Annotated in this window: 22 protein-coding genes, 1 tRNA gene and 5 pseudogenes; 10 read left to right on the top strand and 18 right to left on the bottom strand. The window is 57.2% G+C overall.

Annotated elements, in window-relative coordinates; genetic code table 11:
- Positions 1-70: 70 nt before the first annotated feature.
- From IVB13_RS07615 to IVB13_RS07605, 3 genes and pseudogenes are all read right to left on the bottom strand, one after another.
- Positions 71-328: pseudogene (locus tag IVB13_RS07615) on the bottom strand (transposase); the annotation flags it as partial.
- A gap of 358 nt (positions 329-686) precedes the next feature.
- Positions 687-1,238: pseudogene (locus tag IVB13_RS07610) on the bottom strand (IS5/IS1182 family transposase); the annotation flags it as partial.
- A 95-nt stretch (positions 1,239-1,333) separates the two neighbouring features.
- Complete coding sequence (locus tag IVB13_RS07605; protein ID WP_247356697.1) at positions 1,334-1,867, bottom strand: SET domain-containing protein; 534 nt, start codon at positions 1,865-1,867, stop codon at positions 1,334-1,336.
- A 558-nt stretch (positions 1,868-2,425) separates the two neighbouring features.
- Here IVB13_RS07605 and IVB13_RS07600 point away from each other — a divergent pair.
- Entirely contained in the window at positions 2,426-2,797 is a 372-nt protein-coding gene (locus tag IVB13_RS07600) for a hypothetical protein (protein ID WP_247356696.1), read from the top strand.
- A 139-nt stretch (positions 2,798-2,936) separates the two neighbouring features.
- Positions 2,937-3,230: pseudogene (locus IVB13_RS07595) on the top strand (IS3 family transposase); the annotation flags it as partial.
- A 287-nt stretch (positions 3,231-3,517) separates the two neighbouring features.
- Here the strand turns inward: IVB13_RS07595 and IVB13_RS07590 are convergent.
- The 5 genes from IVB13_RS07590 to IVB13_RS07570 form a co-directional block, all read right to left on the bottom strand.
- Positions 3,518-4,381, bottom strand: coding sequence for an IclR family transcriptional regulator (locus tag IVB13_RS07590; protein ID WP_256467681.1), 864 nt, complete (start codon positions 4,379-4,381; stop codon positions 3,518-3,520).
- A gap of 449 nt (positions 4,382-4,830) precedes the next feature.
- The gene (locus IVB13_RS07585) at positions 4,831-5,214 is read right to left on the bottom strand and encodes an SET domain-containing protein-lysine N-methyltransferase (RefSeq protein ID WP_247488184.1); all 384 of its coding nucleotides are present in this window, start codon (positions 5,212-5,214) and stop codon (positions 4,831-4,833) included.
- Positions 5,193-5,360 carry a hypothetical protein gene (locus IVB13_RS07580; RefSeq protein WP_247356694.1) on the bottom strand — a complete coding sequence of 56 codons (168 nt, stop codon included), beginning with the start codon at positions 5,358-5,360 and terminating at the stop codon, positions 5,193-5,195. Before IVB13_RS07580 ends, IVB13_RS07585 begins: the two co-directional genes overlap by 22 nt.
- A gap of 189 nt (positions 5,361-5,549) precedes the next feature.
- The gene (locus IVB13_RS07575) at positions 5,550-6,383 is read right to left on the bottom strand and encodes an ABC transporter permease (protein WP_247356693.1); all 834 of its coding nucleotides are present in this window, start codon (positions 6,381-6,383) and stop codon (positions 5,550-5,552) included.
- Positions 6,384-6,393: 10 nt separating this feature from the next.
- The gene (locus IVB13_RS07570) at positions 6,394-7,218 is read right to left on the bottom strand and encodes an ABC transporter permease (RefSeq protein ID WP_247356692.1); all 825 of its coding nucleotides are present in this window, start codon (positions 7,216-7,218) and stop codon (positions 6,394-6,396) included.
- An 88-nt stretch (positions 7,219-7,306) separates the two neighbouring features.
- Here IVB13_RS07570 and IVB13_RS07565 point away from each other — a divergent pair, with 88 nt between their 5' ends.
- The 4 genes from IVB13_RS07565 (at position 7,307) to IVB13_RS07550 (ending at position 12,501) form a co-directional block, all read left to right on the top strand.
- Positions 7,307-8,419, top strand: coding sequence for an ABC transporter ATP-binding protein (locus tag IVB13_RS07565; protein ID WP_247488181.1), 1,113 nt, complete (start codon positions 7,307-7,309; stop codon positions 8,417-8,419).
- Between the two features lie 115 nt (positions 8,420-8,534).
- On the top strand, positions 8,535-10,241 hold the full coding sequence (locus tag IVB13_RS07560; RefSeq protein WP_247488179.1) for an MFS transporter: 1,707 nt from the start codon (positions 8,535-8,537) through the stop codon (positions 10,239-10,241).
- A 529-nt stretch (positions 10,242-10,770) separates the two neighbouring features.
- Positions 10,771-10,846, top strand: a tRNA-Ile gene (locus IVB13_RS07555).
- Between the two features lie 869 nt (positions 10,847-11,715).
- Positions 11,716-12,501, top strand: coding sequence for an extracellular solute-binding protein (locus tag IVB13_RS07550; RefSeq protein WP_256467682.1), 786 nt, complete (start codon positions 11,716-11,718; stop codon positions 12,499-12,501).
- Here the strand turns inward: IVB13_RS07550 and IVB13_RS07545 are convergent.
- From IVB13_RS07545 to IVB13_RS07530, 4 genes and pseudogenes are all read right to left on the bottom strand, one after another.
- Entirely contained in the window at positions 12,453-12,857 is a 405-nt protein-coding gene (locus tag IVB13_RS07545) for a hypothetical protein (protein WP_247488175.1), read from the bottom strand. The two genes, IVB13_RS07550 and IVB13_RS07545, sit on opposite strands and share 49 nt — an antisense overlap.
- Positions 12,858-13,081: 224 nt before the next feature.
- The gene (locus IVB13_RS07540) at positions 13,082-13,684 is read right to left on the bottom strand and encodes a plasmid pRiA4b ORF-3 family protein (RefSeq protein WP_247488173.1); all 603 of its coding nucleotides are present in this window, start codon (positions 13,682-13,684) and stop codon (positions 13,082-13,084) included.
- Positions 13,681-13,878: pseudogene (locus IVB13_RS07535) on the bottom strand (transposase domain-containing protein); the annotation flags it as partial. The gene IVB13_RS07540 and the pseudogene IVB13_RS07535, both read right to left, overlap by 4 nt.
- Complete coding sequence (locus tag IVB13_RS07530) at positions 13,839-14,000, bottom strand: hypothetical protein (protein ID WP_247356700.1); 162 nt, start codon at positions 13,998-14,000, stop codon at positions 13,839-13,841. The gene IVB13_RS07530 and the pseudogene IVB13_RS07535, both read right to left, overlap by 40 nt.
- A 190-nt stretch (positions 14,001-14,190) precedes the next feature.
- On the opposite strand from IVB13_RS07530, the gene IVB13_RS07525 reads away from it, so the two are divergent.
- Genes IVB13_RS07525 through IVB13_RS07515 form a run of 3 tightly spaced genes read left to right on the top strand, consistent with a single transcriptional unit; the run spans position 14,191 to position 15,438 of the window.
- Positions 14,191-14,382, top strand: coding sequence for a hypothetical protein (locus IVB13_RS07525; RefSeq protein WP_247356684.1), 192 nt, complete (start codon positions 14,191-14,193; stop codon positions 14,380-14,382).
- The gene (locus IVB13_RS07520; protein WP_247488171.1) at positions 14,363-15,199 is read left to right on the top strand and encodes a recombinase family protein; all 837 of its coding nucleotides are present in this window, start codon (positions 14,363-14,365) and stop codon (positions 15,197-15,199) included. The genes IVB13_RS07525 and IVB13_RS07520 overlap by 20 nt, the downstream gene beginning before the upstream one ends.
- A gap of 14 nt (positions 15,200-15,213) precedes the next feature.
- Positions 15,214-15,438, top strand: coding sequence for a recombinase family protein (locus IVB13_RS07515; protein WP_247356680.1), 225 nt, complete (start codon positions 15,214-15,216; stop codon positions 15,436-15,438).
- 406 nt (positions 15,439-15,844) lie between these two features.
- Here the strand turns inward: IVB13_RS07515 and IVB13_RS07510 are convergent, their stop codons facing one another.
- The 4 genes and pseudogenes from IVB13_RS07510 to IVB13_RS07495 all read right to left on the bottom strand — a co-directional run bounded on the left by IVB13_RS07510 (position 15,845) and on the right by IVB13_RS07495 (position 20,057).
- Entirely contained in the window at positions 15,845-16,921 is a 1,077-nt protein-coding gene (locus IVB13_RS07510) for a methyl-accepting chemotaxis protein (RefSeq protein WP_247488169.1), read from the bottom strand.
- A 124-nt stretch (positions 16,922-17,045) separates the two neighbouring features.
- Positions 17,046-18,351, bottom strand: a pseudogene (locus tag IVB13_RS07505) (IS701 family transposase).
- 214 nt (positions 18,352-18,565) lie between these two features.
- Positions 18,566-18,910 (bottom strand): hypothetical protein, encoded by a 345-nt coding sequence (locus IVB13_RS07500; protein WP_247488167.1) that lies wholly within the window; start codon positions 18,908-18,910, stop codon positions 18,566-18,568.
- An 856-nt stretch (positions 18,911-19,766) separates the two neighbouring features.
- Positions 19,767-20,057, bottom strand: coding sequence for a hypothetical protein (locus IVB13_RS07495; RefSeq protein WP_247356675.1), 291 nt, complete (start codon positions 20,055-20,057; stop codon positions 19,767-19,769).
- 746 nt (positions 20,058-20,803) lie between these two features.
- Between IVB13_RS07495 and IVB13_RS07490 the strand changes: the two genes are divergently transcribed.
- Positions 20,804-20,953: a hypothetical protein gene (locus tag IVB13_RS07490; protein ID WP_247488164.1), complete on the top strand. Its 150-nt coding sequence runs from the start codon at positions 20,804-20,806 to the stop codon at positions 20,951-20,953.
- A 121-nt stretch (positions 20,954-21,074) separates the two neighbouring features.
- Here IVB13_RS07490 and IVB13_RS07485 read toward each other — a convergent pair whose 3' ends face one another.
- Together IVB13_RS07485 and IVB13_RS07480 are read right to left on the bottom strand one after the other, a co-directional pair.
- The gene (locus IVB13_RS07485; protein WP_247488162.1) at positions 21,075-22,133 is read right to left on the bottom strand and encodes an amidohydrolase family protein; all 1,059 of its coding nucleotides are present in this window, start codon (positions 22,131-22,133) and stop codon (positions 21,075-21,077) included.
- Between the two features lie 317 nt (positions 22,134-22,450).
- The gene (locus IVB13_RS07480) at positions 22,451-23,347 is read right to left on the bottom strand and encodes a carbon-nitrogen hydrolase family protein (protein ID WP_247488160.1); all 897 of its coding nucleotides are present in this window, start codon (positions 23,345-23,347) and stop codon (positions 22,451-22,453) included.
- Positions 23,348-23,884: the final 537 nt, after the last annotated feature.

Below are 23,884 nucleotides of genomic sequence, written 5' to 3'. Positions count from 1 at the left end.
CCGGATACATTTGTGCAGACTGCATCGTCCTCATTAAACGACCTTGCACGGGCGGGGCGGGTCATACATTCTTTCCCACGAGATCCTTCAGCGCCGCATTGTCCAACATGGCGTCTGCCAGAAGCCGCTTCAGCTTCGTGTTCTCGTCTTCAAGCGACCGCAGTCGCTTGGCCTCCGAGACGTCCATCCCGCCGAACCTGGCCTTCCATTTGTAGATGCTGGCGTCGCTTACACCATGCTTGCGGCAGAGATCGGCGACCGGAATCTCCGCTTCGTGCTCCTTCAAAATTCCGATGATCTGTTCTTCCGTACACCGCTTGCGCTTCATGCTCTGGTCCTTGCTGTGGGCCAGAGCGAACTTCAAACTGGATTAAGCCCGTGGGGCAAGGTCACCGGTGACCGAGCGCCTCACCGCGGTAGCAATGCGAGCGCGCTCGCCGGCGCTTCGCATCTCCCTCGTGCCACTTGGTCCCAAGAAATTGATGAAAGCCGCGCGGCGGCCGAAACAAGCAGTCATTAGGGCGCCTGAGCGCCATTACGCGGTCCTCACCGGATCCTTTTGCCTGAAGGATCTTGGACGAAGCGCATGCTCACAAACAGCGCCGCAGAATTTGGCTTTATCAATTTTGTGCCGCGCTTTTGACCCACTCATTCGTCCTCCGTGAAGAACGCGGGCGCGCGCTGATTTAAGCGATCTTTTGAGCCGGGACAGTTTCGGCGAAGGCCCGGGTGATGGCACGCAAGAGTTCTGCGAGCCATCGCAGGAGCAGGCCGAAGTTGTAGCCGGCCGCGGCGTGGATAGCGGTCCGCGACGCGGCCCTTGAAATAGTTGCGGTCCAGGCGGTGCTCGACCTTGACGTGGCCGATGACAGGCTCGAAAGCCGCGCGACGCTTCATCTCGCGACGGACGGAAGCGGTGACGCGGCGGACCTGACCCGAGATCCAGACCCTGAACCGGTGCGGGTGGTTGTGGCCGCGGTACCCTTTGTCGACATGGATGCGGCGAGCCTCTACGCCGGTGAGCTTCTCCATGTCGGCGAATACGGGCCGAGCGTGTGCCCGTCGAAGGGATTGCCATGCAGTGCCTTGGCATGGAGCACGAACTGTCCGCCTTTCGGGGACGTCAGGGGGGTGGCGATGCTGACCTTGCAGCCGAACTCGCAAGGCGTGCGGGCTTTCCCCTTGCCGATGCACTCGACCTCCGGGGCATGTAACGCATAGACCTTGGGGCCGCGCTCATGCTGATCCTCGGTGCGCACCCGCTGCGCCCCTGATCTTCTTGAGGTCAACACAATCGGGGCTGGCTCTTTCACCTGCCCCGGCTTTCCCATGATTACAGCCGCTGCGCTGAGCGGATGCGGGCCTCGGCAAGCGAGGAGAAGTACCCCTTGTATCTCTCTTGAAGCTCAGGTAAGCGCCAGTCGTAAAAGGTAACAATTTTCCGACATGAAGGGGCGGCGCAACAGCAATCCATTACCTTATCGCTACTGTTGCCCAACATCGCGTAGTCGAGCGCAAGCTCTTCACCAGGCCCGATGTCGCGGATTGCAACCATGACCACGTTGCCGCACATGCCCAAATTCGGACCGCAAGAGTGATTGATGAAAGTCTGGATACCCTCATACTCTTCCTCGCTCACAGCCCCGATGCATAAATCTTCAGAGATTTGAAAGCAATTATTCTCCAGACGACCTTGGCTCAAGGAGCGACATTCTGAGCATTTCATTATGTGCCCGCTTCTGACCGCCACCACTTCACCCTTGCGGATCGCTTGAAGAGCGGTGACCCCACGTCCGGCAATTTGGCTTTTGGCGTCTTTAGTCGCCTTCGGCGTGATCCAAGATGCGATCATTTTCGGTTCTTGCATTCTTCCCTCCCCCACGACATCCGGTGAAACTGCACCGCCACCGGCATCTTGTTAACTCTTATGTACGTCTATCCCGCGCGTCATCTGGCGCTCGCAGCGCGATCGGCATTGAGAACCGCGCTGGTGTTGCGCGAACGGCATGCGACCATCTACGCGACCCAACCGACATGCAACGCGCGTCGACCTATTCTTGACATGATCTCGACGGTCCATAGTTGCCTCCCTGTAACTACAGTATGATGTATTGCTTTGTAATATAACATATTGAATATTTGCTTGCAAGCTCTTTCATTAGCCGCCTAACGCGCATCCCCCCGGGGCCAGCTATTTTACGAAAGCACTTCATAAGGACAAGCGAAGCCACTCGGGCAAAGAAACGGGCTTGTAGCGGTAGCCTTGCGGGCATCCGCTTGACGGGCGCTTTGTTCCGGATCGAGCAAGAACCGTCAGTCCAGATCCGCTCCGGACCGAGCGCAGCCGACCGACGATTTAACGCGCGAACAAGCGACGTGAGCGTTTGCGTCGCTGACGCTTGTAAAGGTGCCAAAAGTACCCGTCATGACGTCGGCCCAGCCTGTCGGTCCCGACATTGCTGCGATAGCTGCCACCCGGCGGCAAGCTCGCATCCTTACGGTCAATTCCAATGCCGCGGATCACGAGATGCTCGGAGTTTCAGAAGTGCAGCAGGCTCGAAACGTGATCGGCGAAATCGAAGGGGACTTGCTGGCGAGACGCAAGTCGACCGGCCCGCTGACGACCAAAGCTGCCGACATCGGTGCAGACGTCTTGGCTTCCTTCTCCCGACTGCGTGAGGCGCATCGGGGAATTGCCGCGATCCTGTTCAACTGCACGCCTTTTCGTGTGTGTAGGCGAGATCTGTCGTTTCACCAGGTTTGCCTGTTTACGACGTCAACTCTCTCTGCCAGGTGACGGAGGCGTCCATCCACGAAGTCATCTCTTGCCTAAATTGGAAGGAAACTCTCGGCGTGTTTGCCGTCAGGATCTCTGAGACAAATTGAAGGACTCAACGAAGGGAGGATTTCTGGTCATCGTAGCCACGAGGGCGAAGATGAAACAGAAATCCGGGACGGATAAAGCGCCGGCAGTACAAATGCCGAACGGCATTCGACGCCAGACGCAGTGCTCGGCTGGAAGAGAAAATCCGCATCGCGCTGGAAGGACTACGCCGCGAGGAGAACAACTCGGAGCTGTGCCGCCGCGAGGGCATCTCGACCTCGATGTATTACTGCTTGTTTCATGGAATTTTTCTCGAGGCCAGCAAGCGCCGGCTGGCGGGCGATACGGTGCCGCTGCGACGTCTGCGAGTCGCGAGGCCAGCGCATTGAAGGAAGTCGTGGCTGATTTCAAAGGCAAGCAGCACGCGGTCGCATCGCTGCCTCCGGCTGGGTCGAAAGAGTTCGATAAATGTGGCGCGGCCGAAAGCAGCAGTCATGAGGGCCCGGCTTGAGTGCGATTAGGCGATCTTCACCGGACGATTGGAGAGAGATTGAAAATGAAGCGAAGGCATCGATTTACGAAGCAGTCTTGCCGAAGCGTGTGCTCATGACCGGCGCCGTTGAATGACCTATCACTTTGTGCCGCGCATTTAATCCAGCTCATTCAACCGGGAAGGACACTGTTAGCACAAACTCAGTAAGCGCCCATCGCAAGCGAGATTTTTCGAGCGGCAGTAATTGTAGCTGGCAACAGCTTCTCCCGAGCCTCCTGGACCGTCAACCGGCTACCAGGACCAGAAAGGCTGATACCTCCTAGCACCTTCTTTGAACCATCGATAATGGCCGCACCCACCGCAGTCTCGTGGTGAAAGTATTGCGATTGCGACAACACGTACCCGTCTTTGCTCGCCTTCTCCAAAAGCTTGCGCATTTCATTAGGATTCGTGACTGCCTCATCCGTATATTTCTGATAGTTCGTGGCCCGAATGATAAATTCTCGCTCCTTTGGCGGAAATTGAGCAACAATTGCCCTTCCTGCAATACTGTAGAGGGCGGGCATACGAAGCCCCACCTGAACATTCATTGCGACAATGTCCAAACTGGGGATCCGCCAAACGAGGATAACGTCGGTGCCGTCCAGCACCATTAGGTTAACGGTCTCCCCGGTCTTCTCGTGTGCCTCAACCAGAAATTGCTGAGCCCGCTCGATCAAGCCGTCGCTGTAAGTGTAGGCATAAGCGAATTCAAGCAGCCGAGGAGACAGCGAGTATTGCTTGGTCTCGTCGTGTTTTCGTACCAAGCCAAGTTGGTGAAGGGTGAAGAGAAATCGCTGGGCCGCGCTCTTGTCCAGACCTGTCAGCTTCGTAACCGCAGCGAGCGTCAATCGTGGTCGCTCTCGACTAAACGCATTGAGCACCATAACCGCTTTTTCGATTGAATTTACAAACAGCGAATGGTCGCGGGTATCTCCTTTCCGTGGACTACGGCTCTTGGAGACAGCCCTTGTAAGCCGTTCGGGAAGGCTTGGACTACGCTGCGAATTTTGGCGCTCGGACATTGACCTCAGATTGCATCACGCGAATCGAAAGTCAATTCCTAGTAGCACTATGCACGCCCTTTTATGACCGCTGAGGTCACATTATGCACCGGAACGCGACATCTGGGCCCGCTTCTCATTCCACCGGTCCGGCGGAGGAGATCCCGGGAAGACAAGCCAATTTGGATTTTCTCGAACCGCCAGACCGTCTGCGCCGATCAACAAACCTATTGGCTGGTGCGCAGCCAACGAGTGCGATCTTGGCGGAAGATAAGCAAGGGTCCGGATCCCTCGCTGCTCAAGGTCTCATCAAACGCCGCAATATGTGGCTTGGCGGTCCCACAATTCGGCGAGCCCGCACGGCCTGATCATCCTGGAACGCCAAAAGCAAGATGGCAGCCCGCTGGCCGTCGGGCAAGATATGAGACTTGGATCGGGGCTGTCTTTCACCTGCCCCGGCCCTCCGACGATTATAGCTCCTGCGCCGATCGAATGCGGGCCTCGGCACAAGAGAAGTACCCCTTATATCTCGCTTGAAGCTCAGGTAAACGCCAGTCGTGAAAGGCAACAATTTTCCGACATGAAGGGGCGGCGCAGCAGCAATCCATTACCTTATCGCTGCTGTTGCCCAGCATCGCGTAGTCAAGCGCAAGCTCTTCACCGGGCTCGATGTCACGGATCGCAACCATGACCACGTTGCCAGCCATGCCTAAATTCGGATCGCAAGAGTGATTGACGAAGGTCTGGACCCCCTCATACTCTTCCTGGCTCACACCCGCGATGCATAAATCTTCAGATATCTGAAAGCAATTGTTCTCCAAACGACCTTGACTCAAGGCGCGACATTTGAGCATTTCATGATGTGCCCGCTTCTGACCGCTACCACTTCACCCTTGCAGATCGGTTGAAGGGCGGTGGCCCCGCGTCCGGCAATATGGCTTTTGGCATCTTTAGTCGCCTTGGGCGCGATCCAAGATGCGATCATTTTTGGTTCTTGCATTCTTCCCTCCCGCAGGACGTCCAAATAAAATTGCACCGTCCGCCGCCATCTTGTTCACCTTATGCACGCCTACCCGCCCGCCATCTAGGCTCGCAATCGGAAGCAATCCGCATTGAGAACCGTGCTGGAGTTGCGCGAAGAGCATGCAACCGGTTGCGTGACCCAACCGGCACGCAATCCATGTCGACTTTATCTTGCCCTAGCCCGTCCGCGCGTCACCACAGCCGTGGCAAGACAAATGACAATCGCAAGAACGGTCAGGATTGTCGCGATCGCCGCCAAAACCGGTTCAATTTCCCACTTGATGCTGGAGTACATCTTAACCGGCAGCGTCAAGGTGCTCGGACCGGTGACGAACCAAGCGATCACAACTTCATCGAATGACATCAAGAAGGCGAACAAGCCCGCTGAAATGAGCGAAGGAACGAGCTGCGGCAAGACGACTTGGCGAAACACGCGCCACTGAGTTGCCCCCATGATGATTGCTACCTTTTCCAGCCTTTCATCAAGATTCTCGATACCGGCAGAAATTGTCAGGATTACGAAAGGCGTGACATACATTGCGTGCGCAAGAACCAACCCCGTAACCGTTCCAGTTAGGGAAATTCGTAGATAGTACATATAAAGTCCGAGCGAGATCACGACGATTGGGACCAACATTGGGCTTAGGATTAACAGGACAAGCAACCGCTTGCCCGGAAAATTCGCGCGCGCGAGCGCGTAGGCACCCGGCACACCAACCGCCATCGCGAGTGCCGATGCGAGCAAAGCATAAGTGGCACTCCGATATGTGACTGTCAGCCAAGCCGTCGACCCGAAGTAGGCGCGATACAAGTCAAGAGAATAGTAGGTCGGCGGAAAGACAAGCTCGACCCGATTGCCAAACGATATCGGCACTATGATCAAACTTGGGAAGAGCAAGTAGATGTAAAGGATGGTGGCCAGCCCAACCACAATCCGCCCCTTGGTAAAGGTCTGCCTTGGAGCCTTAATGAAGGCCTGCTGCGATGCAATAGAAGTCAAGCTGATCTCCTCAAACTAAAGCGCTGTTGCCTCGCAGCTTACCAAGCAAGAGCAACAGGGCCCCGCTTACCGCGAAGAGAAGTACGGCAATCGCTGATGCTGTTGCCCAATTCAGCGATTCGCGTGTGTAGAAATCGATCAGGTTCGCGACCATCATATCCTGTCGTCCGCCGAGCAAGGCTGGAGTAACGAATGAGCCAAGCGAAATAACGAAACACATAATGCCTCCAGCAAGGAGACCTGGGGTGCTCAGCGGAAAGGTGATCTGCCAGAAGATGCGGAGATCCGACGCTCCCATTACCGCCGCCGTCTTTCGCAGATCTGCGCTTTGCGCAATCAAGTTGGAAAGCAAAGGGAACACGACAAAGGGAATGAGCCAGCTGCTTAGCCCGATAAGAACCCCGATTCGATTGAACACCATTGGTAGGCGCGGCAACCCGATCGCAGCCAGCGTGCTGTTGACGAGCCCTTGCTCCCCCAGGACCACAATAAGAGAGAAGCTCTTGACCAAAATGCTGGTCCAAAAGGGCAGCAATACAAAGATGAGGAAGATCGGACGCCACAAGTCCGAAAGTCGAGAGAGGTGCAGGGCAATGGGATAGCCAAGTAAAAGGCTCACTGCAGTCGCTGACAGCGAAATCTCGACAGTGGTCAGTGCGACGCGCGCGAAAAGGCGGCTATTGAATAAGTCAATGTAAGCCTTCAGCGATAGATGCCCGCCGCCAAGGCTACTATAGACAATGAATGCAAGCGGAATGATCAGGCCGAATGCCATTACAGCCGTCACCGGGCCAAGAAACTGCGCTAATTCCCGTCGATTCATCTGGATAGCCATTGTCTCTTCATACAATTCATCATATCGGATTGCAATATAGAGAACTTTGATGCTAAATTCCAGCTCCTTTTGGAGGAGATTTCCAAGAATGCATGGAACCAAGCCAGCCGAACATACGAGGGACACGCCATTGCAGGCCGCACTACAGTTTCAGGATCTCAGGAAGAGCTATGGCTCGGTGGTTGCACTCGATCGTGTCAATCTATCGATTGCACCAGGGGAGTTCTTGACTCTGCTAGGCCCAAGCGGATCCGGGAAGACGACCCTGCTCAACGTTGTTTCGGGGATGATAGTGCCGACGAGTGGCGCCGTGCTGATTGATGGACGCGATGTCACGAACATCCCTCCACGCGAACGGAACATCGGCATGGTTTTCCAGAACTATGCCCTTCTGCCCCATATGACTGTTTTTGAGAACGTCGCCTTTCCTCTCCGCATCCGCAAGCGCGCTAAGCACGAAATTGAGCGCGATGTAATGGCCATTCTGGATTTGGTTCGGCTGAAGGATTTCGCGCAACGCAAGCCGAAAGAGCTATCTGGCGGCCAACAACAGCGGGTCTCGATCGCTCGCTGCCTCGTTTATAAGCCAAAACTTATCCTGATGGATGAGCCTCTCGGAGCTCTTGATAAGAAGCTAAGACATCAGTTGCAATTCGAGATCAGGAAAATACATCAGGAACTCGGTGTTACGATTCTTTATGTCACCCATGATCAGGAAGAGGCTCTCGTTCTGTCTGATCGGATTTGCGTCATGAACCATGCTCGAATCGAGCAAGTCGGCACGCCAAACGACCTTTACTTTCGGCCGACAAATGAGTTCGTTGCAGATTTCCTAGGCGACGCTAATCTGATACGGGGAACTATAGATCACGCTTCCGATGGTGTCGCCCGCGTCCGGACGAATGACGGATCGATGATGGGCTGCGCATTGCAGAGCAATCTCGGCCCAGGCAATCAGATGAAACTGATGGTTAGACCAGAATTCGTCCGGCTGACCCGCTTCACAGAGCCCGGTGATTTCGGGCTGCGAGGCGTCATTGAAAATCGTGCATTCGTAGGACACGCAATTCGATATACCGTATTGGCGGGAGATCAACGGATAACCGTTCTGCAGAACAGCGGCTCCGGCATACCGGTACTCGAATCCAATGACCAAGTCTGGGTTGACTGGTTACCGGGCGACGCGATTTCGCTGCTCTGATTCGGAGCTTCAGGGCATCAGTGGTTTCCATGAAGCCTTCACACGCAAATGGCGCAAATCCGGCCGGCGTGGAAACGCCCTCTGATCCAAGCCATAGCAGGCAAGGGAGGAGCTGATGACCGACGCGCCCAAGCCGCGGGCCTTCAGCGCCGATGGGATCGCCGCGCCGCTGCGTTATGCCACCTTCCGGCGCATCTGGCTTGGAAGCCTTTTTTCTAATCTAGGCATCCTCATTCAGGGCGTCGGCGCGGCTTGGGCAATGACTGAGATGACATCGTCGGCTGACATGGTCGCACTGGTGCAGACCGCGCTATGGTTGCCGGTAATGCTCATCTCGGTACCAGCCGGCGCAATTGCCGACATGTACGACCGGCGGATCGTGGCTCTTGTCTCGCTTACCATCGCGCTTGCTGGCGCAAGCGCGCTGACGGCGGCCACCTGGTTCGGCCTAGTCACCCCGAAGCTGTTGCTGGCACTTTGCTTTATACTCGGCAGCGGCATGGCGATAATGGGACCTGCCTCGTCATCCTCGATAGGCGAGCAGGTGCCGTCAGAAGCGTTGCCTGCGGCAGTCGCTCTCAACGGGAGCAACTACAACATCGCACGCAGCGTGGGCCCGGCCATTGGAGGCGTGCTGGTGGCGAGCGCGGGCCCCGTAGCCTCGTTTGCGCTCAACGCTCTCCTTTATCTGCCGCTGTTTGTCGCGTTGTACATGTGGAAGCGCGTCGCGGCGCCTCCGCGCTTGCCGGCTGAACGGCTAAGCCGCGCCGTCGCTTCTGGCGTGCGCTACATCGCCAATTCGCCGGCAATCAAGGTTGTACTAATCCGCGCCATGGTGATCGGTCTAATCGGCGGGGCGATTATTGCACTGATGCCGCTTGTGGCGCGCGATCTCCTGCATGGTGACGCGCAAACCTATGGCATCATGCTCAGCGCCTTTGGTTTGGGCGCAGTGATCGGCGCACTCAATGTGACTGAGGTACGCAAGCGTATGAGCGGCGAAGCCGCGATCCGCGCCTGCGCACTATCGATGGGCTTAGCGATTGCGGCGGTGGCGCTAAGTCGGCAGCCGCTGTTAACAGCAGCCGCGCTATTGTTGGCGGGAGTCGCATGGACGATTGCTTGGGCATTGTTTAGCATCGGTGTGCAGCTGTCAGCGCCGCGTTGGGTGGGCGGACGCGCGCTTGCTGCCTACCAAGCAGTGTCATCAGGCGGGATTGCCGTGGGCAGCTGGGGCTGGGGACGGCTGACTGATGCTGTCGGCGTCGAAGCTGCCTTGCTGGTCTCGACTGTCCTCATGCTTGCTTCGCCGCTCTTGGCCCTATGGCTGCGTATGCCGCGAATCAGCGCGCGTGAGGAGGAAGCTGAAGTGCTGGCAGATCCCGAGGTGCGGCTTGCGCTTACGGGACGCAGCGGCCCGCTTGTGGTCGAGATCGAATACCGGGTCCCTCAGGAGAACGCCCGAGCGTTTCACAACGTGATGCAGGACGTGCAGTTGTCGCGCCAACGCAATGGCGCTTACGGTTGGTCAATCGCGCGTGACATCGCCGAACCGGAATTGTGGACCGAGCGCTATCACTGCCCGACTTGGCTCGATTACCTTCGTCAGCGCAATCGCTGGACCCATTCGGAGCGGGCGATGGAACGGCAGGCCATGTCCTTTCACGTCGGCCCGGTCCCGGTGCGAGTGCGCCGCATGCTCGAGCGACCGTTTGGTTCGGTGCGCTGGAGGGACGATACACCCCATCGTGCAACCGACGACGTTCTGCCGGTGATCACAAGTATGGCGCAAGGCACGACTTCGTCGTCGCATCGATGCTAGCTCTATAGCCGCGCAATTCAATAGTCCACCTCGTTCAAGTCAGCTTCGCTACGCCGAGGCCCTTAGAGTGGCAACTGAAGCACTTACCGCCCGCAATGGCACGGGCAACGTCAATCTCACGGGAAGAGGAATCATGGTCACGACTTGCTGCGCAGAGAGGCTGTTGTTATGAAATTCGCTTCCACGAGGAGGACGATAGTTTGAAGTTGCGGATCGGCATCAGCGATTGTAGGACCGATCATGCATTCGTTTTCGCAATCGAAGCGCCAAGGATTCTGCAGAAACCAATGCCGATTTGGCCGCAAAGTTTCTCGAATGGCAACCGAAGATATCCAGCACGCCTAAAAGCGGAGAAACAAGTCGGATAAACCCTTGCTGGAGCGACGCAAGAAATTCACCTGCGCGGTTAGCTCGTTCTTTTCAGTGGAGATGAGCTAAGGCGTGGCTCAATCGGCCCAACTTGGCGTTGCCGAAATGCCGGCCCGAACCGCGCACCGTTGCCGGCCTCTTTCAGGGGGCGCCCGCTGCGGGGCCTGTAGCTCAATGGTTAGAGCCGGCCGCTCATAACGGTCTGGTTCCTGGTTCGAATCCAGGCGGGCCCACCAACTACTGCTGCTGCTGCTCTGCTGGTGGGTAGTGGTGGTCACCACACACACACGCACTCCTTCTTAATTCTTCTTCTTATGGGACATTTTGAGAACGATTCGAGTTCGGTTTGAGAACGACCCGATTTCAGATCCGCTGACATAGCTGACGAATCTCCCCACCGGCTCCTTGCCGACTTTGGAGCACGAAAGAACGTGAGCAGGTCTGTTTTCTTCAACAGTCGTTCAGCAGCGACCGAAACGTTGACTGCTCCGAAATTTCCGCGCCCGTACATTTCCTCGCAGCGGCAGAAATGCGGCACGCTCGTCCGAGGGTAAGGTATCGTATTAGGCAAGGCGCGGCTTGCGACCGGCACCTGACTGAAGCACCACGAGATGGAACCTCTAGAAGACGAATCGAACGCGAACGCGTGGCAAAAGCGGATGCGACGAGTGTTCGCGGGAGTGAAGCATCAGAAAGAGAAACGACTACACGCTCTGTACGTTACGTGCAGAATCATCCTTTGACAGAGTTCCCGCGACGAGAAACGATGACGCTTAGGAGCTCGTCGGTGAGAGACGAGTTGTATGCCAAGTAGCACGCCGCGTTACTCATGACCCGAGGGTAATCGTCATGAACCGTCGCAATGTTTTGTCCGGTGCTGTGAAGGCCGGTGCGGCCCTTACGATAGGCGCCGCTCCCTTCGCAGCACCCCACCGAGCTCAAGCTGCTACAACGATTTCGTTCGTGAGCTGGGGCGGGAGCTACGGTGATTTTGTGAAGGAATTCTGGATCAAGCCCTTCACGGCAGAAACCGGAATTTCTGTAGAATACGTCGATGGTCCGGACTTGGCTAAGGTGAAGGCCCAAGTCACAAGTAACAAACGTTCTGTGGGATGTATTCGATGCGGGCGGACCTGCAGCTTATGCAGGCGCAAAGGAAGGGTTTTGGGAGTCGGTCGATCCCAAATTGATAGATCCCGCCCGGTTTGTCCGGAAGCGGCCTCCTTTTGCTGTGCCCACGGCTATTTACACGGGTGGTATCGCCTATGACCCAAGCCGAACGAAGTATCCCGCAAGTGACTTTGGGCAGTTTTGGGACATCACGAACTTCCCTGGGCGTCGCGCCCTTCGCAGTCTCGCCGAGCAGACGTTGGAGCCAGCGTTGCTTGCTGATGGTGTTGCGCCGGGCGAGCTGTATCCGCTTGACGTAAAGCGCGCTTTCACCGCGCTGGATAGGATCAAGCCGCACACTAGGAAGTGGTTCGCTGCAACCGCTGAGGGGGTAAAGCTCATTCAGACAAATGAAGTCGACTACACCATTACCTTTGCAAACCGAGTTAGGGCTGCGAAGGAATCAGGCGTGTCAATCGATTTCTCGTTCGGCCAATGTTTCAGCGAGACACAATACTTCACTGTGGTCAGGGGCAGCCCCCGGAAGGAGGCCGCGATGCTGTTCCTCGAATTCGTCACCAGGCCAGAGCAGCAGGTATTAATTGGCAATAAACTTGGCGCCATCCCGGTTACAAAAGGTGCCGAGCAACAGCTGAACCAGCAGGCGCGACGCTGGCTTCCCGATCCCAACAATCCCAAGAACGTGTTGATAAACGATGAGTACTGGGCCGATCATTTCGTTGAGCTCGATAAGCGATTTAAGGAGTGGATCCTGACGTAACTATATCGCGGCCTCGTCGACGCCATGTGTGATGAAGACGATGGTCTTGCCGTTCGCGCGCCGGCGCTCTTCCAATATTTGATCGCGGGGCCATCCTCATAGCGCTTGCGATCCGCGATGATCCGGTCGAACCGCGCCCTCACCTCCTCGGCCGGTATCGTCTGCGCCCACGCGATCGTGCGCGAGACGCCCTCAACAAGCATGCGGGATGCATTCGGATCGTCCTTGATGGACCTCTCCCGCAGAACATAGGAACCACCGGTGAACTGGCCGAACAGATTGGTGTCGTTGAAGAGCGAGTGGATTCCACCCCGCTCCAGCGCCTCGTCGCGCAAGATGCCACTGAGCGTGCTCACCTCGACCTGCCCCTGACGGAGCCTGCTCGCCGGTCACAGGTGGGACCGCTACCAGCGTGACCTGCTTGGCCTCACTCGCGCTGAGGCCGTTCCGCGCGAGATATTCGCGAACACGAACTCCAGATGCGCACTCAGCTTATTGACGGCGACTGCCGATCAGATCGCGCGCCGTCTTGATCGGACGTAAGCGTAGCTCTGAGGCCCATTTGATTGGTGCTTGACGTCTATTTTGAACCCGTGGTGCGCCGGCGCGGCTTCCATATTTCCGACAAAGCGGTGACGGCGGCCTCGAGCGCCTTCCGGTCGACGAGGTTGGGATCAAACTGCTCAGGGCCCCAGCGGCGCATATGTTCGTGCTCCGGATGAGCAGGGTCGCTGATGGCGTCGAGGTATTCGGCATAGCCTGGCGCACCGCCGACGTCTTCCGGAGGACAACGACCGGCGGCCTCGAGCAGGAAGGGCATGCCCTCCGTCGTGGTGTTGTCGAACAACTTTTCGAGCTTGATCACGTGATCCCAGCTGTCGCCGAAGTCATAGAGATAGTGGATCGTCTTGGCGCCGGTCTCGCGAACGACATCGCAGAGCCGTACTTTGCTGGCATCCATGGGCTGATGGCCGTAGTCGTTGTGGGGATCAGGAATCCCCCAACGGTCTTCACCAGCGAAGAACTCGAAGAGGTGGCTGGTTGACCAACCAAACGCCGCCTGAAGCGTCAGATGCAGCCGATCAAGGCGCAGCGTGACGGGTACGACAAGGCGACGCATCACCTCTGGTTTTACTTCCTTGAGGATTACCTTGACCCGGACCGCGGTCGTGTTCAGGCTCATGCCGCCAGCCTCGGATCGTGTGCATGCATCGTGTAGAACGACGCCCAAGGGAGCAGTTCGTCCAGTCGCGCCGCAGGCCAACCATTGACGAGCTTCGCGAGAACGTCAACGAGCCAGTGCTCGGCACTGACGCCATTGAGCTTACAGGTCTCGATTAACGAAGCCAGAACTGCCCAATTCTCGGCGCCCTCGTCGGAAGCAGCGCCATAATGCCGGGAATCTGGCGTTCGATGTTGTTGTAGCCTATCCATTCCACCCGCTCGTTGGTCAAACCGTTCTTGTAGTCGGTGAGCAGGAACATAACGGCATTCGCCACTTTTTAATCCGGCAGCCGCATGACGGAACGCTCTACGTTCCAGACTGGATGGTCACCCCACAAGCCGGTTCGATTGCGATTGTTGCCACACCCCGGATTCCGCTTAAGGCCCTCCTCGAGATTCGTGCCATGCTCGATCATCTCGTAGCCTCTTCTGTGGGGGATTCCACCCCCGAAGGAGGAGATGCCAATGAAGATCCCGCTGCGGACGCAACCGGATTTGTTCGCCATCGCCGTACCACCAGCCGAACTGTCGGACGAGGAGAGGCTGAAGGCAATAGCGCTGTTGCGGTGTCGGCTCGTCGAAGCGATAATCACGCCAACGGCCGGGCAGCCGGTCCAAAGCCTCGCGGAGGTGCGCGATGAGCAAGATCAGCGCTGAGCACCTTTGCCGCGACGCCATCGTCTACATCCGCCAGTCGACATCCTACCAAGTCGCGAACAACCTGGAGAGCCAGCGGCGCCAATATTCCCTCGCCGACCGGGCTCGCCGATTGGGCTGGAGCGATGTTCAAATCGTCGATGATGATCTCGGCCGATCTGGCGCCGGCACGGCTCGACCCGGCTTCGAGAAGTTTTTGGCAGCAATTTGCGAGGGTCGGGTGGGCGCCGTTGTTTCGCTGGAGGCGTCGCGGCTCGCGCGCAATGGCCGCGACTGGCATACTTTGCTTGAGTTCTGCGGGTTAGTCGGAACACTGATTGTCGATGAAGACGGCATTTATGATCCTCGCTCGATCAACGATCGCCTCCTGCTTGGCATGAAGGGCACGATGAGCGAGATGGAGCTTTCGGTATTCCGGCAGCGTTCCCTCGAGGCGCTTAAGCAGAAGGCACGCCGTGGAGAGCTCCTACTGACCGTGGCAGTCGGCTACGTCAAGGCCGAAGATGGCCGGATCGAGAAGGACCCGGATCGGCGCATTCAGGATAGCATCGCCCTGGTGTTTCGCAAATTCGCCGAACTGCAGTCGATTCGGCAGGTGTTGCTTTGGTTCCGGGAGGAGCAAGTCGTCGTTCCGGCGGTCGTTCACGGCCATGGCAAGCAAACAACCGAGTGGAAAGCGCCGGTCTATTACACACTGCACCACGTGCTGACCAATCCGGTTTATGCCGGCGCATTCGTCTTCGGCCGGCGCGGCACGCGCGTTTTGATCGAAGGTGGCAGAAAGCGAGTCGTGCGCGACAGTATCCGTCGGAACTGAAAAGACTGGGAAGTTTGATCCGCGACCATCACGAGGCATATATTTCCTCGGAGGAGTTCGAACGGAATCAGCGTCTGATCGCCGACAATGCCAACGGAAAGAGCTATTTGGGCCGCGGGGCTATCCGGCGCGGCGAAGCTCTGCTGCCTGGTCTGTTCCGTTGCGCTCGCTGCGGCCGCCGATTGCATGTCGCTTATACCGGCAAAGGCGGCAACACACTGCCCTTGATCGGCGCGTAAGCCGCGATCAGCTTGAGAAGGGCGCCATAGAAAGCCCCCGATGTCGATATCGCCGATCACGACGGTCTGGATGTCCTACGGACCGCTTGATGATCTTGCCGACCCATCTGAGCTCAGCGGAGCGAGATAGCCGAGGTCTTCGGCGAGCTCGACGAACTCTATCCCGCGTGGATCGGTCCTGAAGGCCAGCCCCGATGACTGGCAACAACTCTGCACATTGAAACCCGGGCTCTCGACGTCCGAGCCGCTCAATAGCTAGGGCGCCTATTTGGCTCACTCACGACACGAAGCTTGTTAGCGCTCCGATCTTGTTCAATTTTGCCAAGTGTCACTCGCCGGCGAAACGATAATCTGATGTTGGAGCAGGCTGTTTGAGGCCATGTCCGACATGGCTCTGCTCCGACTCTTAAGCGGTGACCTGCTTTAAGAACTCTCCGATTACTTGGCGCAGTTCAGCAGTCCGAAGAGCCACATCTGACGATGCACGCTCAGCGTCTACGGCCGCCCGGTTCGTACGATCTGCAACACCCGAAACAGTGGATAGATTAGACTCCACGTGATCGGTGCCGCCAGCGGCTTGCCGCATCGAGTCGCTGATACCCATTGTTGTCGCTTCGAGCTGTTGAACGGCCGCGGCAATCTCAGTCGCTGCGCTGTTGACCACGCTCACGACATCCGCGATCTCTCTAATGGCTTCCGCAGTACCAGCTATGGAGCCCTGTATCCCATCGACGTGCCGAATAATCTCATCCGTGGCTTTCGCTGTTTGACTCGCGAGGGCCTTCACTTCTGCGGCAACAACAGCAAACCCCTTGCCGGCCTCGCCTGCTCGAGACGCCTCGATCGTGGCATTCAAGGCCAGAAGATTGGTCTGCCCGGCGATTTTCTTGATGAGCGTGATTACCTCGGCAATCTTGCTCGATGCTGTCGTCAAATCCGTAACGCGTATCGTCGCCTCTTTAGTTCGTCGCTCGGCTTGACCGAAGGTCCTGTTTAGCGTCTGGCCCTGCTGAGTTATTGCAGAAATCGATCCGGCAAGGTCATTGACCGCGCCCGAGATGGCGCTGACATTCGAGTTGGTTTGCTGCGATGCGGCCACCGCGCTTGACACTAGATTCGTCAGCTCGCTCGCCACTCCCGTTAGTGCCTGCGATATGTCGTCCATCGCTCCAATTTGAACGTTAACATGATCGAGCACGCCCTGAATTTCGGCTTGGAACGAACGCACATGCCCGACCATTCTATCCTGGTCCGCGAGGCGCGATTTGTCCGCCATCGAAGCTTGAATGAGCGCTCCTCGCTCGAGCAAGGCGTCACGAAATACTTTAAGCGAACGGGCAATTGTTCCGATCTCGTCTGCTCGTTCGATGTGCGGGATACTGGCCTCCAAGCGCCCTTCAGCGAAGCTTCCCACGACAAGTCCAAGATCACACATGGGCTTTTGCAGCGTAGTCAGGAGCCAGATGCACACGATGATGGACACCAGGATCCCAGCGGCCGGGCCTGAGAGCGAAGCCACTTCCATTACGTGTCGCGCGCCCTTCTTTGCGGCCGACGCCTCGCACTACTTTGGCACTTTTGTTTTAGCGATTCCTACGAGGAGCCTTTCACAATGGGAGCATCGCAGGGGTGGAGGGCGTTCGAAGAGATCGAGAATGGCTTGCCTGATGGCGGGCATGCTGGGCTGGGGTGGCGGTCCTACGATTCTTTTTTTCCGTCCCGCTGCTTTGAGGCGGCGGGATTGGAGGAAGGCGTAGGCGATCATCGTCATCAAGGTATGTCTGTGTAAGCGGTCCAGGATCTGCCTTCGAAGTGGTCGAGCCCAAGCTCTTCCTTGAGTTGCTGGTGCGCCTGTTCACAGACCCATCTGGCCTTGATGGCGGCTGTAAGCATCACGATGGTGGCATCGGCCGGCAGGTTCGACACATAGTATTTTTGCTCTCCGGTCGATCGCCGCTCGCCGACAAGCCAGACCTCGTCGCCAGGCATGCACTGCATACGATTATCGAGCATCCGATGCTTATGACCGTCCGCAACCCGAACACGGCGAGCCGCGAAGCGACAGCTCAGCCGGCCCTCGGTGCCCCGTCGCCAGCTGACCTTTCGCCATTTCTCTCCGTTCAACGTTGCCTCGGCGGAAACCGGAGGCCGGTCAGGAATGTGGTATTTGCGGCGCTTTCCAGTTTTTTGCGATGGGGAAGATAAGGGCAACGTCCGCGGGGTAGACGTTCTGGCGTCGCGACCGTCCCACTGCCCACAGCAGCCCGCGCTCGCTCAAAGCCTGGCGGAAAGGCCCACTTGATCCGTATCCTGAATCGGCAAGCACACAGCCGAAACGCACGCCGGAGGCGATGACACGATCGATTTCTTCGATCGCGATCTCCGGCTTTGTTAGAGCGATCTGCCGATCCTTCGGCACGTGGGCTCGCCTCAAGCGCTCGGGATCGTTCGTCCAGGTCTCGGGTAGAAATAGCCGCAGCCCGACCATCACCGGCACTTCGCGCGAGGCCAGCGTCACCGAGACCAGAGGCTGACAGTTGGCTGTCTTGCCAAGGGCTGGAGCGTATTGCGGCGCCACGCCGACCGAGCGCTCCTCCTTCTTCGGCAGCGCCGTATCGTCGATGATCAGCCAGGCGTCATCACTGCCAACATCTTGTCGGCCTCGGCAAGCAGGACGTTCTCCAGCGGGGCCGCATCCCATACACCACTTGCTATGAAGTGATGCAGCTGGTCGTAGCCGACCTGTCCGTCGCGCGCTGCCATGGGCTGGATGCTGTTGCGATCGCCGGAGCCAATCAGTCCCGCCACATAGGCTGGGCACATCTGCCGCCGAGCCTTGTGACCCAATCGATCCAAAAACGGCTCCAGAAAGCGTCCAAGCTCCTTCCGCCAATCCGATCTCCCGCCTCCCATGGTCGGCCCCTCCACAAGCCGACAACCCATGAGTCACAAAAAAACTGATTTGGGAATCCCGCGCAGCTTAAACTCTGCCAAAGTAGTGCTCGGCTATCGACTCATTCAGTGCGGCAACGGCGCGCCCGGCTTGCTCAGTGATCTTCGCCCTCAGATTCCGCGTCTCATCGAGCTCTGACATGAAACGCATGCTCTTTCCGGCGCTTTCCAGCCATTACTTCATCAAGCCATTCAGCTGCTCTATGTTTTGCCTTGTTTCCGCGTGCCCCCCGACGAGGATGAGAGCCGGATCGAGGGCATGATCGAAACCGATCGCCTGTCGGTCAAATTCGTCGCGATATTTTCGCTCCGCGGTTGTAATGTAGGTTACAAGTAACGTGTTTTGCCGCGACAGAGCCATTTGTGTTTCGTACACAGCTATAACGGCTGCATGCGATTCCGTTACGTTCTGATCGTTGCCACTAAACGAACCAAGCGAGAGGCTGGTTACAACGGTAGCGATCAATCCGACGGCGACTACGGCGGTGAAAGCAAGAATCAAGCGCTTGACGAGCGTCATCAAGACTCCAAACGTGAGAATGGTATCGTGCGAAGCAAACGCGACAGCGTTCACTGAATCGTTGGTGAGGTAGGTTGCGACGATGACGCGACGTAGACCTTGAACTCGTATTATCGTTCGAATCGGAATGGACGACGGAAAAACTACCTTCAATTGTTTTCGAAATCCTCAACCTGAACAGTACGTTACGTACAGATCGCTGTGATCGGCTGCCACTTGTCTTCGATCTTCGCCAATCTGTTGTTCTTCCTGAGGCAGGAGAGATAGACCGTTTGAAAGATGTGATACGGCATCTCGAGTAAGACCTGCAGAATGCGAGGACTCCTTGTCATTATTGCAGCTTGTTGTAACTGTGAGGTTGAGGCGGTACGTCAGTGCCAAAGCGGTTTCGTCCCGCATGCGGTGTGCAAGGCAGATAATTGTCGATCCGCAGCGTACGAATGTCGGAGTTTGTCGACACGAGAGCGTGCTTGTCTCACACCGAAACGCTATCGTACTACGGCGAATGCGAGCAACATCCCGGGCCCTGCAAACAGGGCTTAGAAAACACGCTATAGGCGATTTCGTTCCGACGTGTGTTTTGGCGCTAGCGAGCCTGTCGGTCAACTTGGCAGCCATGCGCTTGTGGCGTCTCAACTCCAGAGATGCGGCGGCGCGGCGATCGTTCGGCGCGCATGTAAAAGTGCCGTCTCCTATCCGTAGCCACCCGACTCAGGCGGCAATATTGCAGGCCGAATAACAATCAGCGCTTCGCGAGGATAGGCCCATCACGCGAGGTTCCATCGGCGACTACGCAAAATGGGAATCACGACTCGTGGAGCCGCCAGCTTTCGAGTGAAGCCAGTGTTGATGGAGTTTAGTACTGATGCCTCCTTGATGGCGGCGCCGGATCAAGCGGCGTGCGATAGAGTTCGGTGTTGTCGACGTTAATGACGCGAACCGCGCAGCCCTTGGCCTTCAGGCCTGGATATACGGCAGAGAGTTCGGTCGCGAGCTGCTGCGCCCGCTCGGAAGCAAGCTCAAGATTTTCAAGGATAAGACCGCCTTGGTCCCTGTACTCCGCGCCAATCACAAGATCAAAAGAGTAGTACGGCATGCGAAAAGTGTTCCATTTGATCAGGGCCGCGGCTTCCGGGATTAGTTCCAACGTCGATCGGCATTGGCCACGCAACCGGTCAAATCGAAGACAGCTTGCAGGCGCCACGGTTCATTAGGTCAACTCGATCTTCTGATGAAGGAATAATTCTGTTCGGACCGTACAGAGGACACCTTAATCCCGTACTGGATCCAACCGAGCACGTCCGGAGCCAAAGCCTCGCATTTCTGTAAGTTCGCCCTATGGCAATGCGTCTTCGCCTTCAACTGCTCGATAACGGCAGCCCAATGGCGGGATCCTCGAACGGCGCGACGAACATCGCACACGGCAGGTCGGCTTCAAGTCGCCGAATTTCTACGTGCATCCGCGGATTTGGCACTGCCGTGAGCATTATCGGGGAACTCCCTCGCCGAACGCCAGCGCTATTTCGTCGGACCCCGGCCGATCCATCGGATTCTGATCGGGCTGGCTTCACGTACTACAATGGCTGGCGCATGGCAGCTGATCTGGGATTCGCCCTCGATTTGCTAAGCAGGGCGAATGCTCTAACGTTTCCCGAGATCAAGGCGGTGGAAATCTTACGCGCCTCGCGCCGAAGGCCTCGATGCAGGTCTCAAATGTAAGGCCGCCAAGCTAAGCGTGTCCCAATGCCTGGCCTACGTCACAGATTGGCCCAAAGAGCCAGGACCGCTACGATCGTTGAGGCGGGCGACTTCCATAGTTGCTGCTTCGAGGCCGTCACGTAAAGACTTCTTGATGAGCAAGGCAAGTTCCTCGCCGCTGCCGGTCCACGCTCGGTGACTTTCTCCTCAAGCGTGTTCGATTTGATTTCCGAGATGGTGATGGTGTTGGATGTCGCAGTCCACGCGACCGACTGCGACTGGAGCGACTGGAGCCACATCTATGTCTCCGCCAGCCAGGCGGGCGCAAGCATCTCTGTGCCCTGAAGAGCGATTTCGGCCGGGACGGCGTGGAGTTCGAATACTTCGACCGCATCGCTGCCGGCCTCCAGCCACGGCAGAGAGTTTGAGTCATGCGACAGCTGATTGGGAATCGTTTTTGATTCACTCAGCTCGGTGCGAGGTCAAGGCGATAGAAATCCACAGCCGTTTTCGCAAACAACGCGCTCTTTTCGTCTTCTGAACAGGACTCCGTGATCCGCTTGAAGGCGTTGAAGATCACCTGATAGCTGCACTGGCCCTTATCGGGTGGAAAGTTGCTCTCGAACATTGCGCGCCCAGCGCCGAACGCCTCAATGCAGGTTTCAATGTACGGTCGCCAAGCGGCGGCAAGCTCCTCGGACGAAGGCGGCTGCGGCCGTTCGTGAAAATCATAGCCCAATAGCCGCATTGCGAGGCCGCCGAGCTTGACCACGACGTTCGGGCATTTTGCGATGTCCGTGATCGACGCTTTCCACACACTAAAAGTCTCCTCGCGCCGGCCCGCAAATCGGCCGAGCCCAAGTGGGCCACCGCAATGATCGAGCACGATTTTCGTATCAGGAAAGGCGCGAGCGAGATCGACGAGCTCGCCGATCTGCGGATGAAACAGCCAGGCATCGAAGCTAAGATCGAGCGGCGCCAGGCATGCAAAGCCTTTGCGGAAGGTGGCATCCAGCAGTAGCCCCCTGGGCCGCGTCGTATATATGCCGGCAATGCCGGCATCGGAATCCCACGCCGAGGAATGACGGATGCCTCGAAAGCGGCTGCCGCCGGCGGCAATCTCGGCTTCCAGCACCGGCTTTGCTGCTTCGCCAAGCAATAGATTCACGTGGCTGACAATGCCGGCGCAGATTTGCGCCTTGCCATAGCCGCCACTCGCGCTCATGGCGGCAACGCCGTTGGCGAACTCAACCTCGCCGATAGGACGTAAAGATTCTGGTCCCACCGCGCGATACATCGACCGTGAATCGACATAGATGGTAGCGACAATGTTATGGCCGGTGCCGATGTCAACGGCCATCTCTTCGATTAGATAGCGCTGGCCGTCGCAGTCCCACAAGTGATGATGCGGATCGACGATCGGACGAGCAGGATCAATGACTTGCTCACGGTGTTGGGCAAGCCAATCTTCGCGCGGATCGGCGTAGAGCCCGCTCTTCGAGATGTAGGCGGCGCCGGCAATCATTGGGAGTGCTTGCTGATATCGAAAAACCCCTGAGTATGATTTTTTAATCAGAGTGGCAGCGCTCCGCAAGCACTTCAATCAGGAGCCGGCGGCTCTCTCGCCGAACTCCGACAGCAGCCGAAACGCTTGAAAGCCGCCCACTTCTATCGGCGAACGCGCTCCACGATCGGGACGAACTAAGATCCCGCGCCGCTAAGACGCCGACATCGATCGCACCGCAAACATCATAACAGCCGTGCCGCCGCCGAAGACGTCAGCACGTAAAGCTGGAAAGGGCTCCCTATAGGCTCTTCCCGATCGAGGCCATCCATTAACCATCAACCGTCCACCACTATGGGCAGAGAGCCGTTGAGCACTTTGTAGGTATCGGCACGACGGTCCCTGATGAGGCGCGGCCCCCCTAAAATTGCAGCGGTGCGGTAAAGGCCGGCGCGGATATCTATCGAGGCGCTGACCAAACCTATGTGATTAAGTCCACTGCTTGCGACGATGCAGCCGAGCGGATCGACAATCTGGCTGAAGCCAATGAAGTTTGATCCGCCAAGTTCACCGACGAAGTTCGACGAGATGAGCCAACGGTAATTTTCTACAGCGCGCACCCGGTCGAATAGATCGCACCAGCCCACCCTGAGGTTGTCTTCTCCTCCGCCGTGGCCGGGCAGCGCGGGCCATGCGTTCCCCACGACCAGCAGCTCAGCCCCGGAGAAGGTCAGTTCCCGACACGCTTCTGGCCATCTTTTGTCATAGCATATCAACAAGCCGAGCTTGCCAAGAGGGGTATCGAATACCGGCCACTGATCGCCCGACCGCCACACGAGCTGCTCCGCGAGCCCGAGGTGGAACTTCCGGTATGATCCGATGTACCCCTGCGGTCCTGCGAGCACGAGAGTATTGTAGAGGATGCCCGGCTGCTTACCCGCCTCGGTGAGGCCGAAGACCACGTGAATATTGTGCTTTCTTGCTGCAGCGATCATGCGTGCCACAGTCGGGCCATCCGGCACTGTTTCGGCCGTGCGTTGAGCATTGTGGAGTACGTCCTCGATGCCCACTAAGCTCAAAATCGGCGGGTAGCCCTGTAGGCTCGTCTCGGGGAAGACGACGAGAGCAGCGCCAGCCGCAGCAGCCTCCTCGATGTAGGACAGATGCAACTCGAGGCTCTTGTTTATGTCGTATGTCCCTGGAAACGCACACGTGGCGATCACTGTTTCTGACATTTAAGGTCTCCTCGGTCGACGAGGGGCTTGGGCAGTCTAACGGGCACTTACGGTGATGGTGGCTCGGACATTGGTTTTGGACGGACGATGGATTTGCGCGATTAATCGCGGCCCGTCTCTGCGAGATGCCGGAAAATCCTGCATCCTTCGAGGACGCGTCGCGATCTTGACGACTTCGTTGGTTCTTAAGTGCCCCTCAAGTTCGGCACGGCAGTGTATCCGCGTGACAATCGAACTCCAATTCATTGGCTGTGAATTGGGGCAGAGCATTCATATTCTCGATGTTTCTCCCGACGTGGTCCTGCTGAGCGAGCCTGGTGAGCGTCAATCTGGCTCGCGTCCGGCTTTGCCACAGCCGGCACAGTTCGTGCCGGCGGATCCGTGCTGACGTTCGCGACCGAGGCATTGGCGTTCATTGAAGGAAACTGATGGCGCAGCATATCCGGCAATACAAAGGCATCGGTGGAGATCATCTTCGAAAGCCCGCCTGTAAGCTTGCCGCCTCCTTTAACTGGCAATCGTAGAAGGTCGGACGCC

Origin of the sequence: Bradyrhizobium sp. 17, from assembly GCF_023073515.1 — a bacterium.
Classification (GTDB): Bacteria; Pseudomonadota; Alphaproteobacteria; order Rhizobiales; family Xanthobacteraceae; genus Bradyrhizobium; species Bradyrhizobium canariense_D.
Note: the sequence above shows the minus strand (reverse complement) of the source record. Positions and strands in the feature narration are given on the sequence as shown.